The following is a 20189-nucleotide window of genomic DNA, read 5'->3' on the forward strand; positions in this document are numbered from 1 at the left end:
GTAAATCAATGGTTTACGCACGCATTCAACAATTCAGATTAAATTGACATAACTGCGCGTCATCAATATCCTACGCGCCATGCGTTTTTTCGTCCTACCCGCGTCCCTCCTATTTGCCGTCGCTGTTCATGCGGCCCCTCAACAGGAAAAGACCGATGACGAGTTGGCACGAATGCTGGCCGACAAAGGCATCATCGGGCAGCTCAAGCAGGTTCGCCAAACCGTCACAGAGCGCACTTCCGACTTGGTGGTGACCGCCATCGGTTTCTTGGGCGTCCCCTACCGCCGCGGCGGCAACACCGCAGAATCCGGTTTCGACTGCAGCGGCTTCGTTCGCGCCATGTACAACCAGACGGTGGGCCACATGCTCCCGCGCCGCGCCGAAGAGCAGGCCGCCGCCACCGAGAAGATCGATCGCAGCCAGCTCAAGCCCGGCGACCTCGTGTTCTTCAACACCATGCGCCGCACCTTCAGCCACGTCGGCATCTACGTCGGCGAAGGCAAGTTCATCCACTCGCCCCGCTCCGGCGCCCAGGTCCGTGTGGAAGACATGAACGGCAGCTACTGGCAGCGTCGCTTCGACGGCGCCCGCCGCGTGCTCAGCGGCCAGGGCGACGAGGTCAAGGCTGCGGCCATGGCCAACGCCAGCGACTGATTCGATTTCCCCGAATCCAGGACGAAAAAAATCCCGCCGCGGCGGGATTTTTTGTGGGCGATCGAAAGGCGCGGTGGCGCCTTTCGATCAGGCCGCCTTCTTCGCCGGCGGCAGGTCGGTACAGGTGCCGTGCGCCACTTCCGCCGCCATGCCGATGCTTTCGCCCAGCGTCGGGTGCGGGTGGATGGTCTTGCCGATGTCGATCTCGTCTGCGCCCATTTCGATGGCCAGCGCGATCTCGCCGATCATGTCGCCGGCGTGCGTGCCGACGATGCCGCCACCCAGGATGCGGTGCCCACCTTCAGGACGGGCGTCGAACAGCAGCTTGGTGAAACCTTCGTCGCGGCCGTTGGCGATCGCGCGGCCCGACGCGGTCCACGGGAAGTGGCCCTTCTTGACCTTGATGCCTTCGGCCTTGGCCTGGTCTTCCGTGAGGCCCACCCACGCCACTTCAGGGTCGGTGTAGGCCACGCTCGGGATCACGCGGGCATTGAAGGCGGCGCTGGACAGTTCCTTGTCGCCCTTCTGCTCTCCGGCAATCACTTCGGCCGCCACATGCGCCTCGTGCACCGCCTTGTGCGCCAGCATGGGTTGGCCCACGATGTCGCCGATAGCGAAGATATGCGGCACGTTGGTGCGCATCTGGATGTCGACCGGAATGAAGCCGCGGTCGCTCACCGCGATGCCGGCCTTCTCGGCGCCGATCTTCTTGCCGTTCGGACTGCGGCCCACGGCCTGCAGCACGAGGTCGTACACCTGCGGCTCCTTCGGCGCGTTCTCGCCCTCGAAGGTGACCTTGATGCCTTCTTTCGTGGCTTCAGCGCCGACCGTCTTGGTCTTGAGCATGATGTTGTCGAAGCGCGGCGCGTTCATCTTCTGCCAGACCTTCACGAGGTCGCGGTCGGCGCCCTGCATCAGGCCGTCGAGCATTTCGACCACATCGAGGCGCGCGCCGAGCGTGGAATACACGGTGCCCATTTCGAGGCCGATGATGCCGCCGCCCAGCACCAGCATGCGCTTGGGGTCGGTGCCCATCTCGAGCGCGCCGGTCGAGTCGACCACGCGCGGGTCCTTCGGCATGAAGGGCAGGCTCACCGACTGCGAACCGGCCGCGATGATCGCGTTGCGGAACTTGACGGTCTGCTTCTTGCCGGTGGTGTCCCAGCTCGTGCCCGAGGTTTCTTCGACTTCCAGGTGGTACGGGTCGATGAAGTTGCCGACGCCGCGAAGCACCGTCACCTTGCGCATCTTCGCCATGGCCGTGAGACCGCCGGTGAGCTTGCCCACCACCTTGTTCTTGTGGCCGAGCAGCTTGGCGCGGTCGACGGTGGGTGCTGCGAAGCTCACCCCGAGGTCGGCGAAGTGCTTCACCTCGTCCATGACGGACGCCACATGCAGCAGCGCCTTCGACGGAATGCAGCCGACGTTCAGGCACACGCCGCCGAGCGTGGCGTAGCGTTCGATCAGCACGACCTTCAGCCCGAGGTCGGCCGCGCGGAAGGCGGCCGAGTAGCCGCCGGGGCCGGCGCCGAGCACGACCACGTCGCATTCGACATCGACCTTGCCGCCGTAGCTGGACGCCGCCACGGGCGCCGCTGCGGCCGGAGCCGGCGCAACCGCCTTGGGCGCGGGTGCAGCGGCCGCCGCAGGTGCGGGTGCTGCGGCAGCCGGCGCAGGCGCGGCGGCCCCGTCGACTTCGAGCGTCAGCACCACCGAACCTTGCTTGACCTTGTCGCCGACCTTCACGGCCAGCGACTTCACCACGCCGGCTGCCGAGGACGGAATTTCCATCGAGGCCTTGTCCGATTCGACCGTGATGAGCGACTGCTCGGCCTTGACCGTGTCGCCGACGTTGACCAGCACCTCGATCACCGCGACTTCGTCGAAGTCGCCGATGTCCGGCACCTTGATGTGTTGTTCGCTCATTTGGACACTTTCAGTTTGAGTGTGAGAACGTCGGCCGGCAGGGCCGAATTGCGATCGAATTCGCAGGCGGCGGCGATGCCCGCTTCCGCCACGTCGCGCGCGGTGCGCGACTTGTTGTCATAGGCCGCGTGCATGGCGCCGAGCGCGAAGCTGCGTCCCGAGCCGATGGCCCAGTACTGCTTGAACTCGAACACCTCGCGGTAGCTGTAGATGCCGTAGATGCCGCTCGGGTTGGCCAGCAGCATCGTGAACTGGCTCGACTCGTAGGGCTCGTGCTCGTCTTCCTTGGTCTGCATGAAGAACGAGTCCTTGAGCACCGGATGCAGCATCGTGAAGGTGCGGAAGATCTCGTGCTTGCTGCCGAACAACAGCTTCTCGCGATCCTGCGCAGCCAGCGCGTGCTGCAGCGCCAGGAAGTGCGCCGCGGCGCCGGCCACTGCAAACAGGCTCTGGCCGGCGGCATCCTCGACGGTGAAGATTTTCTGGTTGGCTTCGGCGTTGTGCGACATGCGCGTGTCGCCGAAGGTCACCAGCGAATCCGCCGCCATCGTGACCTGGCCGCCTTTGCGGACGGCCACAACCGTGGTCATAGCAGGATGCGGCGGTAGTCTGCGAGCACTTGCCCCAGGTAGGCGTTGAAACGCGCAGCCAGGGCGCCGTCGATCACGCGGTGGTCGTACGACAGCGACAGCGGCAGCGTGAGACGCGGCACGAACTGCTTGCCGTCCCACACCGGCTTCATCTGGCCCTTGGAGAGGCCGAGGATGGCCACTTCGGGGGCGTTGATGATGGGCGTGAAGTGCGTGCCGCCGATGCCGCCGAGCGAGCTGATCGACATGCAGCCGCCCTGCATGTCGGCCGAACCGAGCTTGCCGTCGCGCGCCTTCTTGGCGAGTTCGCCCATCTCGGCGCTGATCTGCAGGATGCCCTTCTTGTCGGCATCTTTCAGCACCGGCACCACGAGCCCGTTGGGCGTGTCGGCTGCGAAGCCGATGTTGTAGTACTGCTTGTAGACGAGCTGGTCGCCGTCCAGGCTGGCGTTGAAGTCGGGGAATTTCTTCAGCGCCGCGACCACCGCCTTGATCACGAAGGCCAGCATCGTGACCTTGATGCCCGACTTCTCGTTCTCCTTGTTGGTGGAGACGCGGAAGGCTTCGAGCTCGGTGATGTCGGCTTCGTCGTTGTTGGTGACGTGCGGAATCATCACCCAGTTGCGGTGCAGGTTCGCGCCGCTGAGCTTCTTGATGCGCGACAGGTCCTTGCGCTCGACCGTGCCGAACTTCGTGAAGTCGACCTTCGGCCACGGAATGAGGCCCAGTGCCGCACCGTCACCGCCACCTGCCGGCGCCTTGGCTGCCGAGGCCTTGGTGCTGGCCGCGCCGCTCATCACGGCCTTGGTGAAGTTCTGGACGTCGTCCTGCGTGATGCGGCCCTTGAGGCCGGAACCCTTGACCTCTTCGAGCGGCACGCCGAGTTCACGTGCGAACTTGCGCACCGAGGGCGAGGCGTGCGGCAGGCTGCCGGTGGGGGCAGACGTCGGCTGGTGGGCCGGCGCGGCCGTTGCCGGTGCGGCGGCCGCCGGCGCAGGTGCGCTGGCGGTTGCAGCGGCGGGCGCGGCAGCCGCGGCCTGTGCCGGCGCGGGCGCCGATGCGGGCGCGGGGGCAGCACCTGCGGCGCCTTCGAGCACCGCGATCAGGTCGCCGATGTTGACGGTGTCGCCGACCTTGACCTTGAGCTCCTTCAGCACGCCGGCGCCCGACGACGGGATTTCCATCGAGGCCTTGTCCGACTCGACCGTGATCAGCGACTGCTCGGCGGCGATGGTGTCACCCACCTTCACGAGCAGTTCGATGACCGCGACGTCCTTGAAGTCGCCGATGTCCGGCACCTTGATTTCGACCGGGCCCGAGGCAGCAGCCGGTGCGGCTGCTGCGGGCGCAGACGCCGCAGCCGCCGGAGCGGGTGCCGCTGCAGCAGGCGCAGCGGCCGGTGCCGGAGCGGCGGCAGCCGCGCCCTCGGCCTCGACCACCAGCACCACCGAGCCTTGCTTGACCTTGTCGCCCACGGCGATCTTGATTTCCTTGACCACACCGGCCGTGGACGACGGGATTTCCATCGACGCCTTGTCCGATTCGACCGTGATGAGCGACTGCTCGGCCTTGACCGTGTCGCCCACCTTCACGAGCACCTCGATCACCGCGACTTCATCGAAGTCGCCGATGTCGGGCACTTTCACTTCCACTGCTGCCATATCGTTGTCTCCCGCCGTCAGGCGCCGTTCGTTCGTTGGTTGTTGATGTTCAAGCGTAGAGCGGGTTGACCTTGTCGACATTGATGCCGTACTTCTTGATCGCTTCCACCACCTTGGCCACCGGCACGGTGCCATCTTCGCTCAGTGCCTTGAGCGCAGCCACCACGATGTAGTGACGATTGATTTCAAAGTGCTCGCGCAGCTTGGCGCGGAAGTCGCTGCGACCGAAACCGTCGGTGCCCAGCACCTTGTAGGTACGGCCCTTCGGCACGAACGGACGGATCTGCTCGGCGTAGGCCTTCATGTAGTCGGTCGACGCGACCACCGGGCCGGTCGTGGCACCGAGCTGCTCGGCCACGAAGGGCACGCGCGGCGTCTGGTCGGGATGCAGCAGGTTCCAGCGGTCGGCGTCCTGGCCGTCGCGGGTCAGTTCGTTGAAGCTCGGGCAGCTCCACACCGAAGCCGACACGCCCCACTCTTTCTCGAGCAGCTCTTGCGCGGCAAAGCTCTCGCGCAGGATGGTGCCGCTGCCCAGCAGTTGCACGGTCGGCGCTTCTTTGGCGCCCTTGGCGGCCTTGACCACCGGGCCCTGCTTGGACAGGTACATGCCCTTGATGATCTGCTCTTCGGTGCCGGGCTGCAGGCCGGGCATCGCGTAGTTTTCGTTGAGCAGCGTCAGGTAGTAATAGACGTTGTCCTGCTTCTCGACCATGCGCTTCAAGCCGTGGTGCAGGATCACGCCGACTTCGTGTGCGAAGGTCGGGTCGTAGCTCACGCAGTTCGGGATGGTGTTGGCCAGGATGTGGCTGTGGCCGTCTTCGTGCTGCAGGCCTTCGCCGTTCAGCGTGGTGCGTCCCGAGGTGCCGCCCAGCAGGAAGCCGCGGGCCTGCATGTCGCCGGCCGCCCAGGCCAGGTCGCCGATGCGCTGGAAGCCGAACATCGAGTAGTACACATAGAACGGCACCATGATGCGGTTGTTGGTGCTGTACGACGTGGCCGCCGCGATCCAGCTGGACATGCCGCCGGCTTCGTTGATGCCCTCTTGCAGGATCTGGCCGGCCTTGTCTTCCTTGTAGTACATGACTTGGTCTTTATCGACCGGGGTGTACTGCTGACCGTGCGGGTTGTAGATGCCGATCTGGCGGAACAGGCCTTCCATGCCGAAGGTGCGGGCCTCGTCCACCAGGATGGGCACGACGCGCGGGCCCAGGGCCTTGTCGCGCAGCAGCTGCGTGAGAAAGCGCACGTAGGCTTGCGTGGTCGATATCTCGCGGCCTTCGGCCGTGGGCTCCATCACCGACTTGAAGACGTCGAGCGAGGGCACCGTGAAGCTCTCGTCGGCCTTGGTGCGACGGTGCGGCAGGTAGCCGCCGAGGGCCTTGCGGCGCTCGTGCAGGTAACGCATTTCGGGCGTGTCGTCCGCCGGCTTGTAGAACGGCAGCTCGGCGATCTGGCTGTCGGGAATCGGAATGTTGAAGCGGTCGCGGAAGGCCTTGATGTCCTCGTCGCCGAGCTTCTTGGTCTGGTGGACCGTGTTCTTGCCTTCGCCGATCTTGCCCATGCCGAAGCCCTTGACGGTCTTGACGAGCAGCACGGTGGGCTGGCGCTTGTGGTTCTGGGCGGCGTGGAAGGCGGCGTACACCTTCTGCGAATCGTGGCCGCCGCGCTGCAGGTTCCAGACCTCGTCGTCGGTCAGGTGCTCGACCATCTTCAGCGTGCGCGGATCGCGGCCGAAGAAGTTCTTGCGCACGTAGGCGCCGTCGTTGGCCTTGAACGACTGGTAGTCGCCGTCGTTGCACTCCATCATGATCTTGCGCAGCGCGCCGTCATGGTCCTTCTCGAGCAGGGCGTCCCAGCCCTTGCCCCAGATCAGCTTGATGACGTTCCAGTTGGCGCCGCGGAACTCGCCTTCGAGCTCCTGGATGATCTTGCCGTTGCCGCGCACCGGGCCGTCCAGGCGCTGCAGGTTGCAGTTGATGACGAAGATCAGGTTGTCGAGGTTCTCGCGCGCGGCCAGGCCGATGGCGCCGAGCGATTCGACTTCGTCCATTTCGCCGTCGCCGCAGAACACCCATACCTTGCGGTTCTCGGTGTCGGCGATGCCGCGGGCATGCAGGTACTTCAGGAAGCGCGCCTGGTAGATCGCCATCAGCGGGCCCAGGCCCATCGACACCGTGGGGAACTGCCAGAACTCGGGCATCAGCTTGGGATGCGGGTAGCTCGACAGGCCCTTGCCGTCTACTTCCTGGCGGAAGTTGAGCAGCTGGTCTTCGGAGAGGCGGCCTTCCAGGTAGGCGCGGGCGTAGATGCCGGGCGACACGTGGCCCTGGATGTACAGCAGGTCGCCGCCGTGGTTTTCGCTCTCGGCGCGCCAGAAGTGGTTGAAGCCGGCGCCGAACATGCTGGCCAGCGAGGCAAAGGAGCCGATGTGGCCGCCCAGGTCGCCGCCTTCGGGCGGGTGGATGCGGTTGGCCTTGACGACCATCGCCATGGCGTTCCAGCGCATGTAGGCGCGCAGGCGCTGTTCGATCTCGAGGTTGCCGGGGCTGCGAGCCTCCACGCCGGGCTCGATGGTGTTCACGTAGCCGGTGTTGGCCGAGAACGGCATGTCGACGCTGTTCTGGCGCGCATGTTCGAGCAGTTGTTCGAGCAGGAAGTGCGCCCGCTCGGGCCCTTCGCTCTGGATGACGGAAGACAGCGCATCCATCCATTCACGCGTTTCCTGGGCGTCCGCATCGTTTGCGGCCGAGCCGAACAGGTTCTCGGGATTTGCCGACATGCTTGTCTCTCCTTTTAGGGCTGTGGCTGTAATTTAGTGCGCTGGGCACCGAGCGCGCCGGAGTTTCGCATAGAAGTTTCCCTATTTCAAATAGTGCTTGTTGATTTCTTATTATGAAATATCGATGAAGCACGTCTCTGGCAGGGCCTCTTCGCCGGGAGGGCCATCCCCTAAACTCCGCGCATGCCCCTTTCCTCCCCGCTCGCGGTCGCCCGCAGTGCCGTCAAAGCCTCGCCGCTGTCTTGGTGGCGCACGTGGTGGCGCAAGCAGACGCCCGTGCTGCAGGACGCCGTCGCGATGCTCGCGCCGATGGCGGCCGTGCTGTTGTTTCTCGCGGCCATCGTGTCCGCGTTCTGGTACCTGCGTACTGAAGAAGTCGAGCGCGAACAGGAGTCGGTGCGACGCGACGTCGAGTACGCCCAGCAGCGCATGCGCCTGCGCTTGCTGGAGCGCCAGGAACAGCTGATGCGCATCGCACGCGATGCCTCCAACCGCGAGATCGACCCCGTCGAATTCACGAGCCGTGCCGAGTCGCTGGTGAGCCAGTTCCCCGAGCTGCAGACCATCAGCTGGATCGACGACCGCCGCCGCTTCAAGGCCGGCTATGCCGCACCGAGCGTCCACCCGGCGCAGCAGCACCTGATCGGCGACGTGCTGCGCCCCGGCGACATCGAAAGCAACTACGCACTGGCGCGCGAGCTGCGCCAGCCGGTGTACTCGCAACCCGTGGCCGGCGGCGAGCCCGCCGCGATGCTGCAGCTGCACATTCCGCTGTTCGACCAGGGCCTGTTCGCGGGCGTCGTGCTCGGCGAGTTCTCCATCGACGGCCTGCTGCGCTACGGCATGCCTTCCGAAGTGCAGGCGCGCTACGCCGTCTCGCTGCTCGACGCCAAGGGCAACGTGATCGCCGGCAACACCACGCCGCTGAAGAACAGCGGCACCCGCCTGCTGCCCTGGACCGAAGCCACCAACGAATACGAAGTGCCGGTGTCGCCCGTGGGCAATGCGCTGATGCTGCGCGCGCAGGCCTACCGCACCTCGCAGGGCGTGGTGGGCAACGGGCTCTTCTGGCTTGTGTGCGCCCTCAGCGTGATGACCAGCTGGATGCTGATCGGCACCTGGCGCCACACGCGGCGCCGACTGCAGGCGCAGCAGCGGCTGGTGGCCGAAACCAACTTCCGCCGCGCGATGGAAAACTCCATGCTGACCGGCATGCGCGTGCTCGATCTGCAAGGCCGCATCACCTACGTGAACGCCGCGTTCTGCGCCATGACGGGCTGGAGCGAAGACGAGCTGGTCGGCCAGACGCCGCCCTTCCCATACTGGCTCGAATCCGACCGCGAGGTGATGAACGAGCGCCTCGAAGAAGAACTGCACGGCCGCGCCCTGCCCGGCGGCTTCCAGGTGCGCGTGAAGCGCAAGAACGGCAGCGTCTTCAATGCGCGCCTGTATGTGTCGCCGCTCATCGACGCGCGCGGCCACCAGACCGGCTGGATGACGTCGATGACCGACATCACCGAGCCGACGCGCATTCGCGAGCAGCTGTCCGCCTCGTACGAACGCTTCACCACCGTCCTCGAAGCACTTGACGCCGCCGTGTCGGTGGCGCCCATCGGCAGCGAAGAACTGCTGTTCGCCAACAAGCTGTACCGCCTGTGGTTCGGCTCCGACACCGTGGGCCACCTGGGCATGGTGGCGCAGGCTGGCGTGCCGCCGTCGAATGCGCACGACGAGGGCCTGGACGACGTCGACCCCTACGCCGGCCTGCCGATCGACACACTCACCGCCGCCCAGACCGCGAACAACGAGATCTTCGTGCCGCACCTGGGCAAGTGGCTCGAGGTGCGCTCGCGCTACCTGACCTGGGTCGACGGTCGACTGGCACAGCTGGTGATTGCCACCGACATCACGCCGCGCCGCGATGCCGAAGAGCAAGCCGCCGCACAGGCCGACAAGGCCCAGGCCGCAAGCCGCCTGATCACCATGGGCGAAATGGCCTCCAGCGTGGCGCACGAACTCAACCAGCCGCTCACGGCCATCGCCAACTACTGCAACGGGATGATGTCGCGCATCAAGGGGCAGACGATCGACAACGACGCCCTGCTCGCCGCACTCGAAAAAACCTCGAAGCAGGCGCAGCGCGCGGGCCAGATCATCCAGCGCATCCGCTCCTTCGTGAAGCGCAGCGAGCCCAACCGCACGCCGGCCGACGTCGCCACCATGGTGAGCGAGGCGGTCGAACTCGCGGGCATCGAACTGCGTCGGCGCAACGTGCGCCTGAACCACTACGTGGCCGCGCGGCTGCCGGTGGTGCGCGTCGACCCGATCCTCATCGAGCAGGTGATGGTCAACCTGCTGAAGAACGCGGCCGAATCCATCGACATCGCCGACCGCCCGCTGGCACGCCGCAGCGTCGAGCTGCGCGTGCTGCCCAAGGTGATCGAGGGGCAGAATGCCATCGAGTTCTCGGTGCAGGACACGGGCAAGGGCCTCTCGCCGGAAGTGATGGACCGGCTCTACGAGGCCTTCTTCTCCACCAAGCCCGAGGGCATGGGCATCGGGCTCAATTTGTGCCGCACCATCGTCGAGTCGCACCGCGGCCGGATGCAGGCGGAGAACATCTACAATGGCCCGGATGTGATCGGATGCCGTTTTTCCTTCTGGATTCCGGTGTTGGACGCTATCAGTTCCGTAGCAAGCGACGAGGCAAAGGTACCTGCATGAGTTTGATTCCGAAGAAGGGCACGGTCTATGTCGTCGATGACGACGAAGCCGTCCGCGATTCACTGCAATGGCTGCTCGAAGGCAAGGACTACAGAGTCCGCTGTTTCGAGTCCGCCGAATCCTTTCTCTCCCGATACGACCCGCGCGAAGTCGCCTGTCTGATCGTCGATATCCGCATGGCCGGCATGACCGGCCTCGAATTGCAGGATCGACTGATCGAACGGCGTTCTCCGTTGCCGATCGTGGTCATCACCGGCCACGGCGACGTGCCGATGGCGGTCGACAGCATGAAGAAGGGCGCCATGGATTTCATCCAGAAGCCCTTCAACGACGAAGAACTCGTGTCGCTGGTCGAGCGCATGCTCGAACACGCACGCGGCGCCTTCACGCAGCACCAGCAGTCGGCCAGCCGCGATGCGCTGCTGTCCAAGCTCACGGGGCGCGAGGCCCAGGTGCTCGAGCGCATCGTCGCCGGCCGCCTGAACAAGCAGATCGCCGACGACCTGGGCATCAGCATCAAGACGGTGGAGGCGCACCGCGCCAACATCATGGAAAAGCTCAACGCCAACACCGTGGCCGATCTGCTCAAGATTGCGCTCGGGCAAGCGGCCCCCGCGGCCAAGGCCTCCTGAGCTGCAGCTATCCCTCCGATAGCCACGCACCTTCCCCACGCCTGCGCAAGCGGGCGTTTTTACTTGGAAAATCAAAACCGATGACCGCCCAACTGATTGACGGCAACGCCCTCGCCAAAACCATCCGCGCCGAGGTGTCCGGCCGCACCGCTGCGTTGAAGGCCCGCGGCGTGAACCCGGCCTTGTCCATCATCCTGGTGGGCAGCGATCCGGCGAGCCAGGTCTACACCAAGCACAAGGTTAACGACAGCACCGAGACCGGCTTGCAGGCCACGCTCGAGACCTACCCCGCCGACCTGAGCGAGGCCGACCTGCTGGCGCGCATCCGCGCCCTCAACGACGACCCGAAGGTGCACGGCATTCTGGTGCAGCTGCCGCTGCCGAAGCACATGGACAGCCAGAAGGTCATCGAGACCATCTCGCCCGCCAAGGACGTCGACGGCTTCCACGTGGCCAGTGCCGGCGCGCTGATGACCGGCGCCCCCGGCTTCTGGCCCTGCACGCCGCACGGCTGCATGAAGATGCTCGAATCGATCGGCTACGACCTGCGCGGCAAGCACGCCGTCGTCATTGGCCGCAGCAACATCGTCGGCAAGCCGATGGCCATGATGCTGCTCGCCCAAAGCGCCACCGTGACCATCTGCCACAGCGCCACGCAAGACCTGGGCGCCATCACGCGCCAGGCCGACGTGATCGTCGCTGCCGTGGGCAAGCTCGACCTGCTGACGGCCGACATGGTCAAGCCCGGCGCGGTCGTCATCGACGTGGGCATGAACCGCAAGGCGGACGGCAAGCTGGCCGGCGACGTCGATTTCGACGGCGTGAAGGAAGTGGCCGGCTGGATCACCCCCGTGCCCGGCGGCGTCGGCCCGATGACGCGCGCCATGCTTTTGGTCAACACCCTTGAAGCGGCCGAACGCGCCGCCAAGTAATTTCCATGGCCATGACGAACAACCCCCTCCTCGACTTCACCGACCTCCCGCTGTTCGACCGCATCACGCCCGAACATGTGTCGCCCGCAGTCGACACGCTGCTGGCCGAGGCCGAGGCTGCGCTGCAGACGGTGACCGCGCCCGAGTTCCCGGCCGACTGGCTCGCGATCTCCAAGGTGCTCGACGTGGCCTCCGAACGCTTCAGCCGCGCCTGGGGCGCCGTCGGCCACCTCAACGCCGTGGCCGATACGCCCGAACTGCGTGCCGCCTACAACGAGGCCATGCCGCGCGTCACCGCCTTCTGGACCCGCCTGGGTTCCGATGAGCGCCTGTACGCCAAGTACAAGGCCATCGATCCGGCCACGCTCAACCCCGAGCAGCGCCAGGCGCACAAGAACGCGGTGCGCAACTTCGTGCTCGGCGGCGCCGAGCTGCAGGGCGAGGCCAAGCAGCGCTTTGCCGACATCCAGGAACGCCAGGCCGAGCTGAGCCAGAAGTTCAGCGAGAACGCACTCGACGCCACCGACGCCTTCGCGCACTACGCGCAGCTGGGTGAACTCGACGGCGTGCCCGAAGACGTGGTGAGCGCCGCACGCGCGGCCGCCGAGGCTGAAGGCAAGCAAGGCTACAAGCTCACGCTCAAGATGCCGTGCTACCTGCCGGTGATGCAGTTCGCCAAGAGCAGCGCGCTGCGCGAAACGCTTTACCGCGCCTACGTCACGCGCGCCAGCGAACTCGGCGATCCGAAGTTCGACAACACCGCGCTCATCACCGAGATCCTCGCGCTGCGCGAAGAAGAATCGAAGCTGCTGGGCTACAAGAACTTCGGCGAACTCTCGGTCGTGCCCAAGATGGCCGAATCGCCCGAGCAGGTCGTCAAGTTCCTGCGCGACCTCGCCGCCAAGGCCAAGCCCTACGGCGAGCGCGACCTCGCCGACCTGCGCGCCTTCGCTGCCGAGCAACTGAACCTTGTCGATCCGCAGGCCTGGGACTGGACCTATGTCGGCGAAAAACTCAAGGAAGCGCGCTACGCCTTCAGCGAGCAGGAGGTGAAGCAGTACTTCCCGGCGCCGAAGGTGATGGCGGGCCTGTTCAAGATCGTCGAGACGCTGTTCGAAGTGTCGATCCGTCGCGACAGCGCCCCCACCTGGCACCCGAGCGTCGAGTTCTACCGCATCGAACGCGCCGGCCAGAAGGTCGGCCAGTTCTACCTCGACCCCTCCGCCCGCGCCGCCAAGCGCGGCGGCGCCTGGATGGACGACGTGCGCGCCCGCTGGCTGCGCCCCGACGACGGCGTGCTGCAGACGCCGGTCGCGCAGCTGGTCTGCAACTTCGCCAGCGGCGTCGACGGCAAGCCGCCGCTGCTCACGCACGACGACGTGACCACCCTCTTCCATGAGTTCGGTCACGGCCTGCACCACATGCTCACGCAGGTGAACGAGCGCGACGTGTCGGGCATCAGCGGCGTCGAGTGGGACGCGGTCGAGCTGCCGAGCCAGTTCATGGAAAATTTCTGCTGGGAGTGGGACGTGCTCACCCACATGACGGCCCACGTCGACACCGGCGAGCCGCTGCCGCGCGCGCTGTTCGACAAGATGACCGCCGCCAAGAACTTCCAGAGCGGGCTGCAGACGCTGCGCCAGATCGAGTTCTCGCTGTTCGACATGCTGCTGCACACCGAACACCAGGCCGCCGCCGCCCCGACGGGCGCCGTGATGACGCTGCTCGGCAAGGTGCGCGCCGAAGTGGCCGTGATGCCCTCGCCGCCGTTCAGCCGCACGCCGAACACCTTCAGCCACATCTTCTCGGGCGGCTACGCGGCCGGCTACTACAGCTACAAGTGGGCCGAGGTGCTGAGCGCCGACGCCTACGCGGCCTTCGAGGAAACCGTGGGCGCCAACGGCGAGCCGAACATCGAGACTGGCCGCAAGTACCGCCAGGCCATCCTCGAGGCCGGCGGCAGCCGCAGCGCGATGGATTCGTTCAAGGCCTTCCGCGGCCGCGAGCCGCAGCTTGATGCGCTGCTGCGACATCAGGGCATGGCGCAGGCCCAGCCCGCTTGATACGGCGCGGAAGCTTGCGATACTCGGGAGGATGTATCCGACTTTTTACAAACTCCCCTCGCGCCGCCTGATCGGCCTGGCCGTCTTGCTGCTTTCGGCTGCTGCCAGCGTGCTGGCGCAGCCGGTCTACCGCCAGGTCGACAAGAACGGCAAGGTCACGTTTTCGGATCAGCCCCCCGTCGTCACCAACGCGCCGACGGGCGGGCCGCAACCGGCCGGCGTCAATGCACCGGCCAACAGCGGGCTTCCGTATGAACTGCGTCAGGTGGCGCAGCGCTACCCCGTCACGCTGTACAGCGGCGAAAGCTGCGGCCCCTGCAACGAGGCGCGCACGCTGCTCACTACGCGCGGCATTCCGTTCGAGGAACGCACCATCAAGAGCAACGAGGACGTCGAGGCCCTGCAGCGCCTGAGTGGACAGAACGCGCTGCCGCTGCTGACGGTCGGGTCGCAGCAGCTCAAGGGCTTCTCGGATGTGGAATGGTCGCGCTACCTCGATGCAGCCGGTTACCCCAAGAGCAACAGCCTGCCCGCCGGCTACCGCCCGCCTGCCGCACGCCCACTCGTCGCGCAGCAAGCCCCGGCGGCAGCAGCGCCCCGTGCAGCCGACACGCCGCTGCAGCCCCCGAACCCCGCGCCGGCTCCGCCTTCGAACGCACCGGGCCCGAGCAACCCGGCCGGCATCAAGTTCTAAAAAATGACGGGGGCCTTGGCCCCCGTTTTGCATCGCCGCCGGTCAGCCGGCGAACTGCATCGTCTTCACGCCCGACGCCGTGCCCAGCAGGCACACGTTGGCCTTCTGATGGGCGAAGACCCCCACCGTCACCACGCCGGGCCACTGGCTCACTTCGGACTCGAAGGCGCGCGGGTCGGTGATCCGCAGGCCGGTCACGTCGACGATGTGCTGGCCGTTGTCGGTCACCAGCGGCAGGCCGTCTTTCTCGCGCACCTGGGCAATGCCGCCCAGGCTGGCGAACTGGCGCATCACGCGGCGCACCGCCATCGGGATCACTTCCACCGGCAGCGGAAAGTCGCCGAGCGTCTCGACCAGCTTGGAAGCGTCGGCAATGCAGACGAAGCGCTTCGACTGCGCCGCGACGATCTTCTCGCGCGTCAGCGCCGCGCCGCCGCCCTTCACCATGAAGCCCTGGTGGTCGATCTCGTCGGCGCCGTCGATGTAGACGGCCAGCTCTTCCACCTCGTTGCTGTCGAACACCGGGATGCCCAGCGCGCGCAGGCGCTCGGTGGACGCGACCGAACTGGAGACGGCGCCCTTGATCTCGTCCTTGATCGTGGCCAGCGCGTCGATGAACTTGTTGACCGTGGAGCCGGTGCCCACGCCGACGATCTCGCCCTTGACCACGTAGGCCAGCGCGGCAAGGCCGACCTGGGCCTTGAGTTCATCCTGGGAAAGAGGGCTTGGGGAGGTGGGTGCGGTCATCGCGGAGAATCCTTGGCTCATTGAAGTCGAGAATTATCCGATGCCCCTGCTGCTGCCCTCTTCGCTCTATGGCCTGGCCCGCCCTTTTCTGTTCGGTTTCGATCCCGAGCACGCCCATGAAATCACCCTCGACGGGCTGGCCCGCACCCAGAACACGCCACTGGCCTGCGCCTACGCCGCGACGCGCGTCGAAGACCCCATCCAGCTCGCAGGCCTGAATTTCCCCAACCGCGTCGGCCTGGCCGCCGGGCTGGACAAGAACGCGCGCTGCATCGACGCCTTCGCGGCCATGGGCTTCGGTTTCGTCGAGGTCGGCACGGTCACGCCCAAGGGCCAGCCCGGCAACCCGAAGCCGCGCATGTTCCGCCTGCCGCAGCGCGACGCGCTGATCAACCGGCTCGGCTTCAACAACGAAGGGCTCGATGCCTTCCTCGCCAACGTGCAGAAGGCGCGCTTCCGCAAGCAGGCGGGCGGCGGCAAGTCGCCCATGCTGCTGGGCCTGAACATCGGCAAGAACGCGGCCACGCCGATCGAACGCGCGGTCGACGACTACCTGGCCTGCCTGGACGGTGTCTACCCGCACGCGGACTACGTGACGATCAACATCTCCAGCCCCAACACGGCCAACCTGCGCTCGCTGCAGAGCGACGAAGCCCTCGACGCCCTGCTGGGCGCCGTGGCCGAACGGCGCGAGGCACTGGCCACGCGCCACGGCAAGCGCGCGCCGCTGTTCGTGAAGATCGCACCCGATCTCGACGACGCCCAGGTCGCGGTGATCGCCGCCACGCTGCAGCGCCACGGCATGGACGGCGTGATCGCCACCAACACCACGCTCGCGCGCGACGCGGTGGCGGGCCTGCCGCACGCGCAGGAAGCCGGCGGCCTCTCGGGCGCACCGGTGCGCGAAGCCAGCAACCGGGTGATCGCGCAACTGCGCGCGGCACTGGGCAAGGACTTTCCGATCATCGGGGTGGGCGGCATCCTGAGTGCGGCGGATGCCAAGGCCAAGATCGCCGCAGGCGCGGACGTGGTGCAGATCTACACCGGCCTGATCTATCGCGGCCCCGGGCTGGTCCGCGAAACGGCCCAGGCGCTGCAGCAGGACCGCCGCAAGGCCTGAGCCGGTTCTTCTTGTCGCCTCAGCCGCGGCGCATGCGCCAGAGCACGGGCGCAATGACCGTGGCCCAGCGCAACAGCCGCTTCGGGCGAATCACCGCCACCGCCGCAGCAGCAGCGACGCCGACGGCCACCGGGTGTTCGCGCGCAAGGCGCAACGCCGTGGCCGCAGGCGATTCGTTGACCGGCTCGCCCGAAGCCGGTTGCGTGTCGCGACCGCCCTGCAGGGTGGCGATGCGTTCACGCTGACGCTCCATGCGGGCCAGCAGCTCTTCGCGCGTGGCGGGGCGCGGCGGACGCGGCGCCTCGTCATCCAGCTCCGGGTCCTTGCCGAGGTTGAAACGGTCCTGGACCCAGGCCCAGTCGCGCTCGAACTCCTGAAAGGTCGGAATGAAACTGCTGGAGGCGTTGCTCAGGCTGCGCATCAGGCCGATGGCGGCCGCCAGCCACAGCACCGTCCAGACACCGGCCACCACCCAGGCGGCGGTGACGCGGTACGGCGTGTCCCAGTAGTGCACGACCACCGCCATCGAGAGCAGCGCCACCGCAACGGTGGTCAACCCCAGCACGGCGACGATCAGGACCAGGGTCAGCTTCAGGCGCTGCTTCTCGTCCTCCCAGGCCATGCGCAGCAACTGCACCCGGTCCTCGGCCGCCAGCGCACCTTCGGCCGCGGCGATGCGCAACCGGCGGATGCGGGCATCGAGCCCGAACAGGGACAGCAGTTTCATGCGCCGCCTCCGCCCTCACCGGCCACGTCAGCGTGGCAACGGCGAATGAACGGACGACGGTGCGCGCTCAGGCCGGTGCGGTGACGCTCAGCGGCGGCCAAGCAACAGGCCCACCAGCACGCCGACGGCCAGTGCAGCACCGGCAACCTGCCAAGGTTCGTCGTGGGCGTAGGTGTTGGTCGCGGTGGCCGCCTGGCGCGCCTTCTTGGCGGCCAGCTTGCTCTTTTCGGAAGCCAGTTCGCGCGCAATGGCGAGCTTGGTGTCGATGCGTTGGCGCAGCGCCTTGATGTGGGGAACCGAGTCCAGGTCCTTGCTGGCCAGCACGCCGCGCACGTCGCTTGCGATGTCTTCGGCTGCTGCTTCAAGATTGTTGGATGCACTCATTGGAATCTTTCCTCCGTGATGACACCGGCACCGCGCCGGCGGCTTCACGCCAGCATATGGCGTGCTGTCATGTTACAGGCTCGAAAGCCCCTCATGCGCGACAGAGATGTGCTCAGTTGTGCCGAGCGCGTGCGATCAGGCCTCGGCGAGCAACTGCGCGACATGCCGTCCGATGGCCAGGGAACTGGTGAGGCCCGGTGACTCGATGCCGAAGAGATGGACCAGCCCCGGCACCCCATGCGACGCCGGCCCCGAAATCATGAAGTCGGCCGCGGGCTCGTCCGGCCCCGAGATCTTCGGGCGCATGCCCGCATAGCCGGCAATCAACGCACCGTCGGGCAATGCCGGCCAGTACCTGCGCACCTCGTCGTAGAAGCGATCGCCGCGCGCCGGATCGACCACGAGATCGTCGACGCTCTCGACCCACTGCACGTCGGGCCCGAACTTGGCCTGGCCGCCGAGGTCGAGCGTCAGGTGCACGCCGAGCCCGCCGGGCTCCGGCACGGGATAGATGAGCCGGCCGAAAGGCGCGCGGCCCGCGAGCGTGAAGTAGCTGCCCTTGGCGAAGTGCTCGCGCGGCACCGCCGATGCCGGCATGCCTTCGAAGCGGCGTGCCAACGCCGGTGCGCCCAGTCCTGCGGCGTTGACCACGGTGCGGCAGCGCAGGGCCGTACCATCGGCGGCGATCAGCACGACCGCGCCGTCCACGCATTCGGCACGCGCGATGGGCGACCTGAGCGCCAGAATGCCGCCCGCGTTCTCGAGGTCGCCGAGCAGGCTCAGCATGAGCGCGTGGCTGTCGACGATGCCCGTGCTCGGTGAATGCAGCGCCGCAACGCAATGCAGTTGCGGTTCCATCGCGAGGGCTTGCTGCGCGGTGAGCAGGACCAGGTCGTCCACGCCGTTGGCCGCGGCCTTGGCGCGGATCACGTCGAGTTGGCTCACCTGTTCGGCGGACGTCGCCACGATGAGCTTGCCGCAGCGGTGGTGCGGCACGCCGCGCGCCTGCGCGTAGCCATAGAGAGCGTCGCGGCCTTCCACGCACAGCGTGGCCTTCAACGACCCCTGCGGGTAGTAGATGCCCGCGTGAATCACCTCGCTGTTGCGGGAACTCGTTCCGGTGCCGATCGCCCCTTCGGACTCCAGCACCCACACCTCCCGGCCCGCGAGCGCCAACGCGCGCGCCACGGCCAGACCCACCACGCCAGCGCCGATGACGGCGCAATCGACTTCATCCATCGCGCGAGCTTAGCGCGGCGCGAGCGGAGCAAGAGGCGCAACAGGCGCTGGTCTCACCTCGCGCTGGGCGGCGGCTCGGGATCGGTGGGCTCGTCGGGCGCGTGCTCCGGCCCTTCGTCGGGCTCGACCGGCAGGTCGGGCGTGATCGGAGACGGAAGATCGGGTTGGGTGGCCATGGCTGCACTCCTTCGTTCGATCTCGTCGTTCTAGCGCGTTCTCACGCGCCTGCAAGCAGCCCACGGCGGAAGGCGTCGTCGGTGCGCACCGACAGCAGCCCTCCGCTCAGGCTCCCCTTCAACACTTCAACACTTCAACACTTCAACACTTCAACACTTCAACGAGAAGACTCCCTTTTCACGATGCATCGCAGGGCCATTCTAGGAATCGCCCTGGCTTCGCACATGAGCGAAGCGCCCTTTTGAGAGGGAGCCATGCGCCCTGCCCTGGCGCGCCTGCGCGCGTGACAAAGCGCCTGCCCGAGACCGTGCCGGCCACAGCGATGGCGGCGGGCGCGTTCCGGTGGCCGCTGCGTGTGGGGTCTGGTCGTGCATCGCGCGGCACATCGGCGTCGAAAAAAGCAGACCGTTCGACCTGAAAAATCCGCCTCCGCAAAACACGGCCGCCACCGTCCGGCGGCGAATTCCGGACGGAATGGCGGGGCCCGCGGCGTCGATATCCCGGGCCCGCCCGGGCCCTCCGGCCCACGCGAAAGAAATCAAACGGGATCAATGCCCAGGTCCGCAACGCGGCTGCTTTCCTGAATTCCGTCGGAAGCAGTCACGGGGTATTCGGGCGTTCCGTGTGCTGACAGAGGGGAAAGTACCCCATTTTCTGTAGCCATTCATTCCTCGAGATCAATTGACATCACCTCAATTGAAACCCTCTCCCGTGACTTCGGGATATTGCTTTTTTTGAACAATCCAACGCAACCAAGTAACAGGTTCGTCGAATTTTCGTGGCTTCACGCGAATTGATGAATAGATCAAAAACGAATTGAAAGCCAGATCAAATTTTCCGTTGGAGAAAAATATCTACCCCATTTGAGTCGTCGGCATCTTGAATGCCACCGCCATCCAACTTGACTCATTTTGCGAAAAATCTCCGAACAACCGTCAAGTTTTGGCTTGAATGCGCGGTTTGAACAGAAAAAATGTAGCAACTCGGACTTTCAACAGAAGCGCCTTACCAGCGAAACGTGGCCGAGGTTTCGAACCGACCTGTCGCCGCGACTCCACAAGTGGGTGACAAACCGCCCATGACCAATGGCCGTGGTACCTCAAACGTCACGATTTAGGTAGTTCTATTCAGAAATATGT

16 protein-coding genes are annotated in these 20189 nt (G+C 66.0%); 7 read left to right on the forward strand and 9 right to left on the reverse strand.

Going from position 1 to position 20189, the window contains the following annotated elements; all coding sequences use genetic code 11:
* Positions 1-79 precede the first annotated feature (79 nt).
* The gene (locus tag RZE79_RS18690; RefSeq protein WP_153283882.1) at positions 80-655 is read left to right on the forward strand and encodes a C40 family peptidase; all 576 of its coding nucleotides are present in this window, start codon (positions 80-82) and stop codon (positions 653-655) included.
* An 87-nt stretch (positions 656-742) separates the two neighbouring features.
* Here RZE79_RS18690 and lpdA read toward each other — a convergent pair whose 3' ends face one another.
* From lpdA to aceE, 4 genes are read right to left on the reverse strand one after another with little or no spacing between them, the layout of a single operon-like run.
* Positions 743-2581, reverse strand: coding sequence for a dihydrolipoyl dehydrogenase (gene lpdA, locus RZE79_RS18695; RefSeq protein WP_319355861.1), 1839 nt, complete (start codon positions 2579-2581; stop codon positions 743-745).
* Positions 2578-3171, reverse strand: a complete 594-nt coding sequence (locus RZE79_RS18700) for an MFS transporter (protein WP_153283880.1) — start codon at positions 3169-3171, stop codon at positions 2578-2580. The genes lpdA and RZE79_RS18700 overlap by 4 nt, the downstream gene beginning before the upstream one ends.
* Positions 3168-4832 carry a dihydrolipoyllysine-residue acetyltransferase gene (aceF, locus tag RZE79_RS18705; RefSeq protein ID WP_319355863.1) on the reverse strand — a complete coding sequence of 555 codons (1665 nt, stop codon included), beginning with the start codon at positions 4830-4832 and terminating at the stop codon, positions 3168-3170. The genes RZE79_RS18700 and aceF overlap by 4 nt, the downstream gene beginning before the upstream one ends.
* Before the next feature lie 49 nt (positions 4833-4881).
* Entirely contained in the window at positions 4882-7611 is a 2730-nt protein-coding gene (gene aceE, locus RZE79_RS18710) for a pyruvate dehydrogenase (acetyl-transferring), homodimeric type (protein ID WP_319355864.1), read from the reverse strand.
* Between the two features lie 183 nt (positions 7612-7794).
* On the opposite strand from aceE, the gene RZE79_RS18715 reads away from it, so the two are divergent.
* From RZE79_RS18715 to RZE79_RS18735, 5 genes are all read left to right on the forward strand, one after another.
* The gene (locus RZE79_RS18715) at positions 7795-10335 is read left to right on the forward strand and encodes a PAS domain S-box protein (RefSeq protein ID WP_099790120.1); all 2541 of its coding nucleotides are present in this window, start codon (positions 7795-7797) and stop codon (positions 10333-10335) included.
* A complete protein-coding gene (locus RZE79_RS18720; protein WP_056580071.1) occupies positions 10332-10967 on the forward strand; it encodes a response regulator transcription factor in 636 nt (211 codons plus the stop codon). The genes RZE79_RS18715 and RZE79_RS18720 overlap by 4 nt, the downstream gene beginning before the upstream one ends.
* Positions 10968-11047: 80 nt before the next feature.
* The gene (folD, locus tag RZE79_RS18725) at positions 11048-11899 is read left to right on the forward strand and encodes a bifunctional methylenetetrahydrofolate dehydrogenase/methenyltetrahydrofolate cyclohydrolase FolD (RefSeq protein WP_319355868.1); all 852 of its coding nucleotides are present in this window, start codon (positions 11048-11050) and stop codon (positions 11897-11899) included.
* 5 nt (positions 11900-11904) lie between these two features.
* Positions 11905-13962, forward strand: a complete 2058-nt coding sequence (locus RZE79_RS18730) for a M3 family metallopeptidase (RefSeq protein ID WP_319355870.1) — start codon at positions 11905-11907, stop codon at positions 13960-13962.
* Between the two features lie 31 nt (positions 13963-13993).
* The gene (locus tag RZE79_RS18735; protein ID WP_319355872.1) at positions 13994-14656 is read left to right on the forward strand and encodes a glutaredoxin domain-containing protein; all 663 of its coding nucleotides are present in this window, start codon (positions 13994-13996) and stop codon (positions 14654-14656) included.
* Positions 14657-14698: 42 nt separating this feature from the next.
* Here the strand turns inward: RZE79_RS18735 and rpiA are convergent, their stop codons facing one another.
* The gene (gene rpiA, locus RZE79_RS18740) at positions 14699-15403 is read right to left on the reverse strand and encodes a ribose-5-phosphate isomerase RpiA (protein ID WP_319355873.1); all 705 of its coding nucleotides are present in this window, start codon (positions 15401-15403) and stop codon (positions 14699-14701) included.
* Positions 15404-15443: 40 nt separating this feature from the next.
* Here rpiA and RZE79_RS18745 point away from each other — a divergent pair, with 40 nt between their 5' ends.
* Positions 15444-16523, forward strand: a complete 1080-nt coding sequence (locus RZE79_RS18745) for a quinone-dependent dihydroorotate dehydrogenase (RefSeq protein WP_319355874.1) — start codon at positions 15444-15446, stop codon at positions 16521-16523.
* A 19-nt stretch (positions 16524-16542) separates the two neighbouring features.
* Here RZE79_RS18745 and RZE79_RS18750 read toward each other — a convergent pair whose 3' ends face one another.
* The 4 genes from RZE79_RS18750 to RZE79_RS18765 form a co-directional block, all read right to left on the reverse strand.
* Complete coding sequence (locus RZE79_RS18750; RefSeq protein WP_319355876.1) at positions 16543-17250, reverse strand: phage holin family protein; 708 nt, start codon at positions 17248-17250, stop codon at positions 16543-16545.
* A gap of 87 nt (positions 17251-17337) precedes the next feature.
* Positions 17338-17634 carry a DUF883 family protein gene (locus RZE79_RS18755; RefSeq protein ID WP_056580064.1) on the reverse strand — a complete coding sequence of 99 codons (297 nt, stop codon included), beginning with the start codon at positions 17632-17634 and terminating at the stop codon, positions 17338-17340.
* Positions 17635-17769: 135 nt separating this feature from the next.
* Positions 17770-18873, reverse strand: coding sequence for an NAD(P)/FAD-dependent oxidoreductase (locus tag RZE79_RS18760; protein WP_319355878.1), 1104 nt, complete (start codon positions 18871-18873; stop codon positions 17770-17772).
* 53 nt (positions 18874-18926) lie between these two features.
* The gene (locus RZE79_RS18765; protein WP_062479916.1) at positions 18927-19049 is read right to left on the reverse strand and encodes a hypothetical protein; all 123 of its coding nucleotides are present in this window, start codon (positions 19047-19049) and stop codon (positions 18927-18929) included.
* Between the last annotated feature and the right edge of the window lie 1140 nt (positions 19050-20189).

Origin of the sequence: Variovorax sp. EBFNA2, from assembly GCF_033802765.1 — a bacterium.
Lineage (GTDB): Bacteria > Pseudomonadota > Gammaproteobacteria > Burkholderiales > Burkholderiaceae_C > Variovorax > Variovorax paradoxus_H.

Excerpts from the sequence above, each read along its gene's own strand:
- RZE79_RS18755 (WP_056580064.1), bottom strand. The coding sequence starts at position 17,634 with ATGAGTGCATCCAACAATCTTGAAGCAGCAGCCGAAGACATCGCAAGC.
- RZE79_RS18690 (WP_153283882.1), top strand. The coding sequence starts at position 80 with ATGCGTTTTTTCGTCCTACCCGCGTCCCTCCTATTTGCCGTCGCTGTT.
- RZE79_RS18715 (WP_099790120.1), top strand. The coding sequence starts at position 7,795 with ATGCCCCTTTCCTCCCCGCTCGCGGTCGCCCGCAGTGCCGTCAAAGCC.
- RZE79_RS18760 (WP_319355878.1), bottom strand. The coding sequence starts at position 18,873 with ATGGATGAAGTCGATTGCGCCGTCATCGGCGCTGGCGTGGTGGGTCTG.
- aceE (WP_319355864.1), bottom strand. The coding sequence starts at position 7,611 with ATGTCGGCAAATCCCGAGAACCTGTTCGGCTCGGCCGCAAACGATGCG.
- RZE79_RS18735 (WP_319355872.1), top strand. The coding sequence starts at position 13,994 with ATGTATCCGACTTTTTACAAACTCCCCTCGCGCCGCCTGATCGGCCTG.
- RZE79_RS18730 (WP_319355870.1), top strand. The coding sequence starts at position 11,905 with ATGGCCATGACGAACAACCCCCTCCTCGACTTCACCGACCTCCCGCTG.
- rpiA (WP_319355873.1), bottom strand. The coding sequence starts at position 15,403 with ATGACCGCACCCACCTCCCCAAGCCCTCTTTCCCAGGATGAACTCAAG.
- RZE79_RS18700 (WP_153283880.1), bottom strand. The coding sequence starts at position 3,171 with ATGACCACGGTTGTGGCCGTCCGCAAAGGCGGCCAGGTCACGATGGCG.
- RZE79_RS18720 (WP_056580071.1), top strand. The coding sequence starts at position 10,332 with ATGAGTTTGATTCCGAAGAAGGGCACGGTCTATGTCGTCGATGACGAC.
- aceF (WP_319355863.1), bottom strand. The coding sequence starts at position 4,832 with ATGGCAGCAGTGGAAGTGAAAGTGCCCGACATCGGCGACTTCGATGAA.
- RZE79_RS18745 (WP_319355874.1), top strand. The coding sequence starts at position 15,444 with ATGCCCCTGCTGCTGCCCTCTTCGCTCTATGGCCTGGCCCGCCCTTTT.
- RZE79_RS18750 (WP_319355876.1), bottom strand. The coding sequence starts at position 17,250 with ATGAAACTGCTGTCCCTGTTCGGGCTCGATGCCCGCATCCGCCGGTTG.
- RZE79_RS18765 (WP_062479916.1), bottom strand. The coding sequence starts at position 19,049 with ATGGCCACCCAACCCGATCTTCCGTCTCCGATCACGCCCGACCTGCCG.
- folD (WP_319355868.1), top strand. The coding sequence starts at position 11,048 with ATGACCGCCCAACTGATTGACGGCAACGCCCTCGCCAAAACCATCCGC.
- lpdA (WP_319355861.1), bottom strand. The coding sequence starts at position 2,581 with ATGAGCGAACAACACATCAAGGTGCCGGACATCGGCGACTTCGACGAA.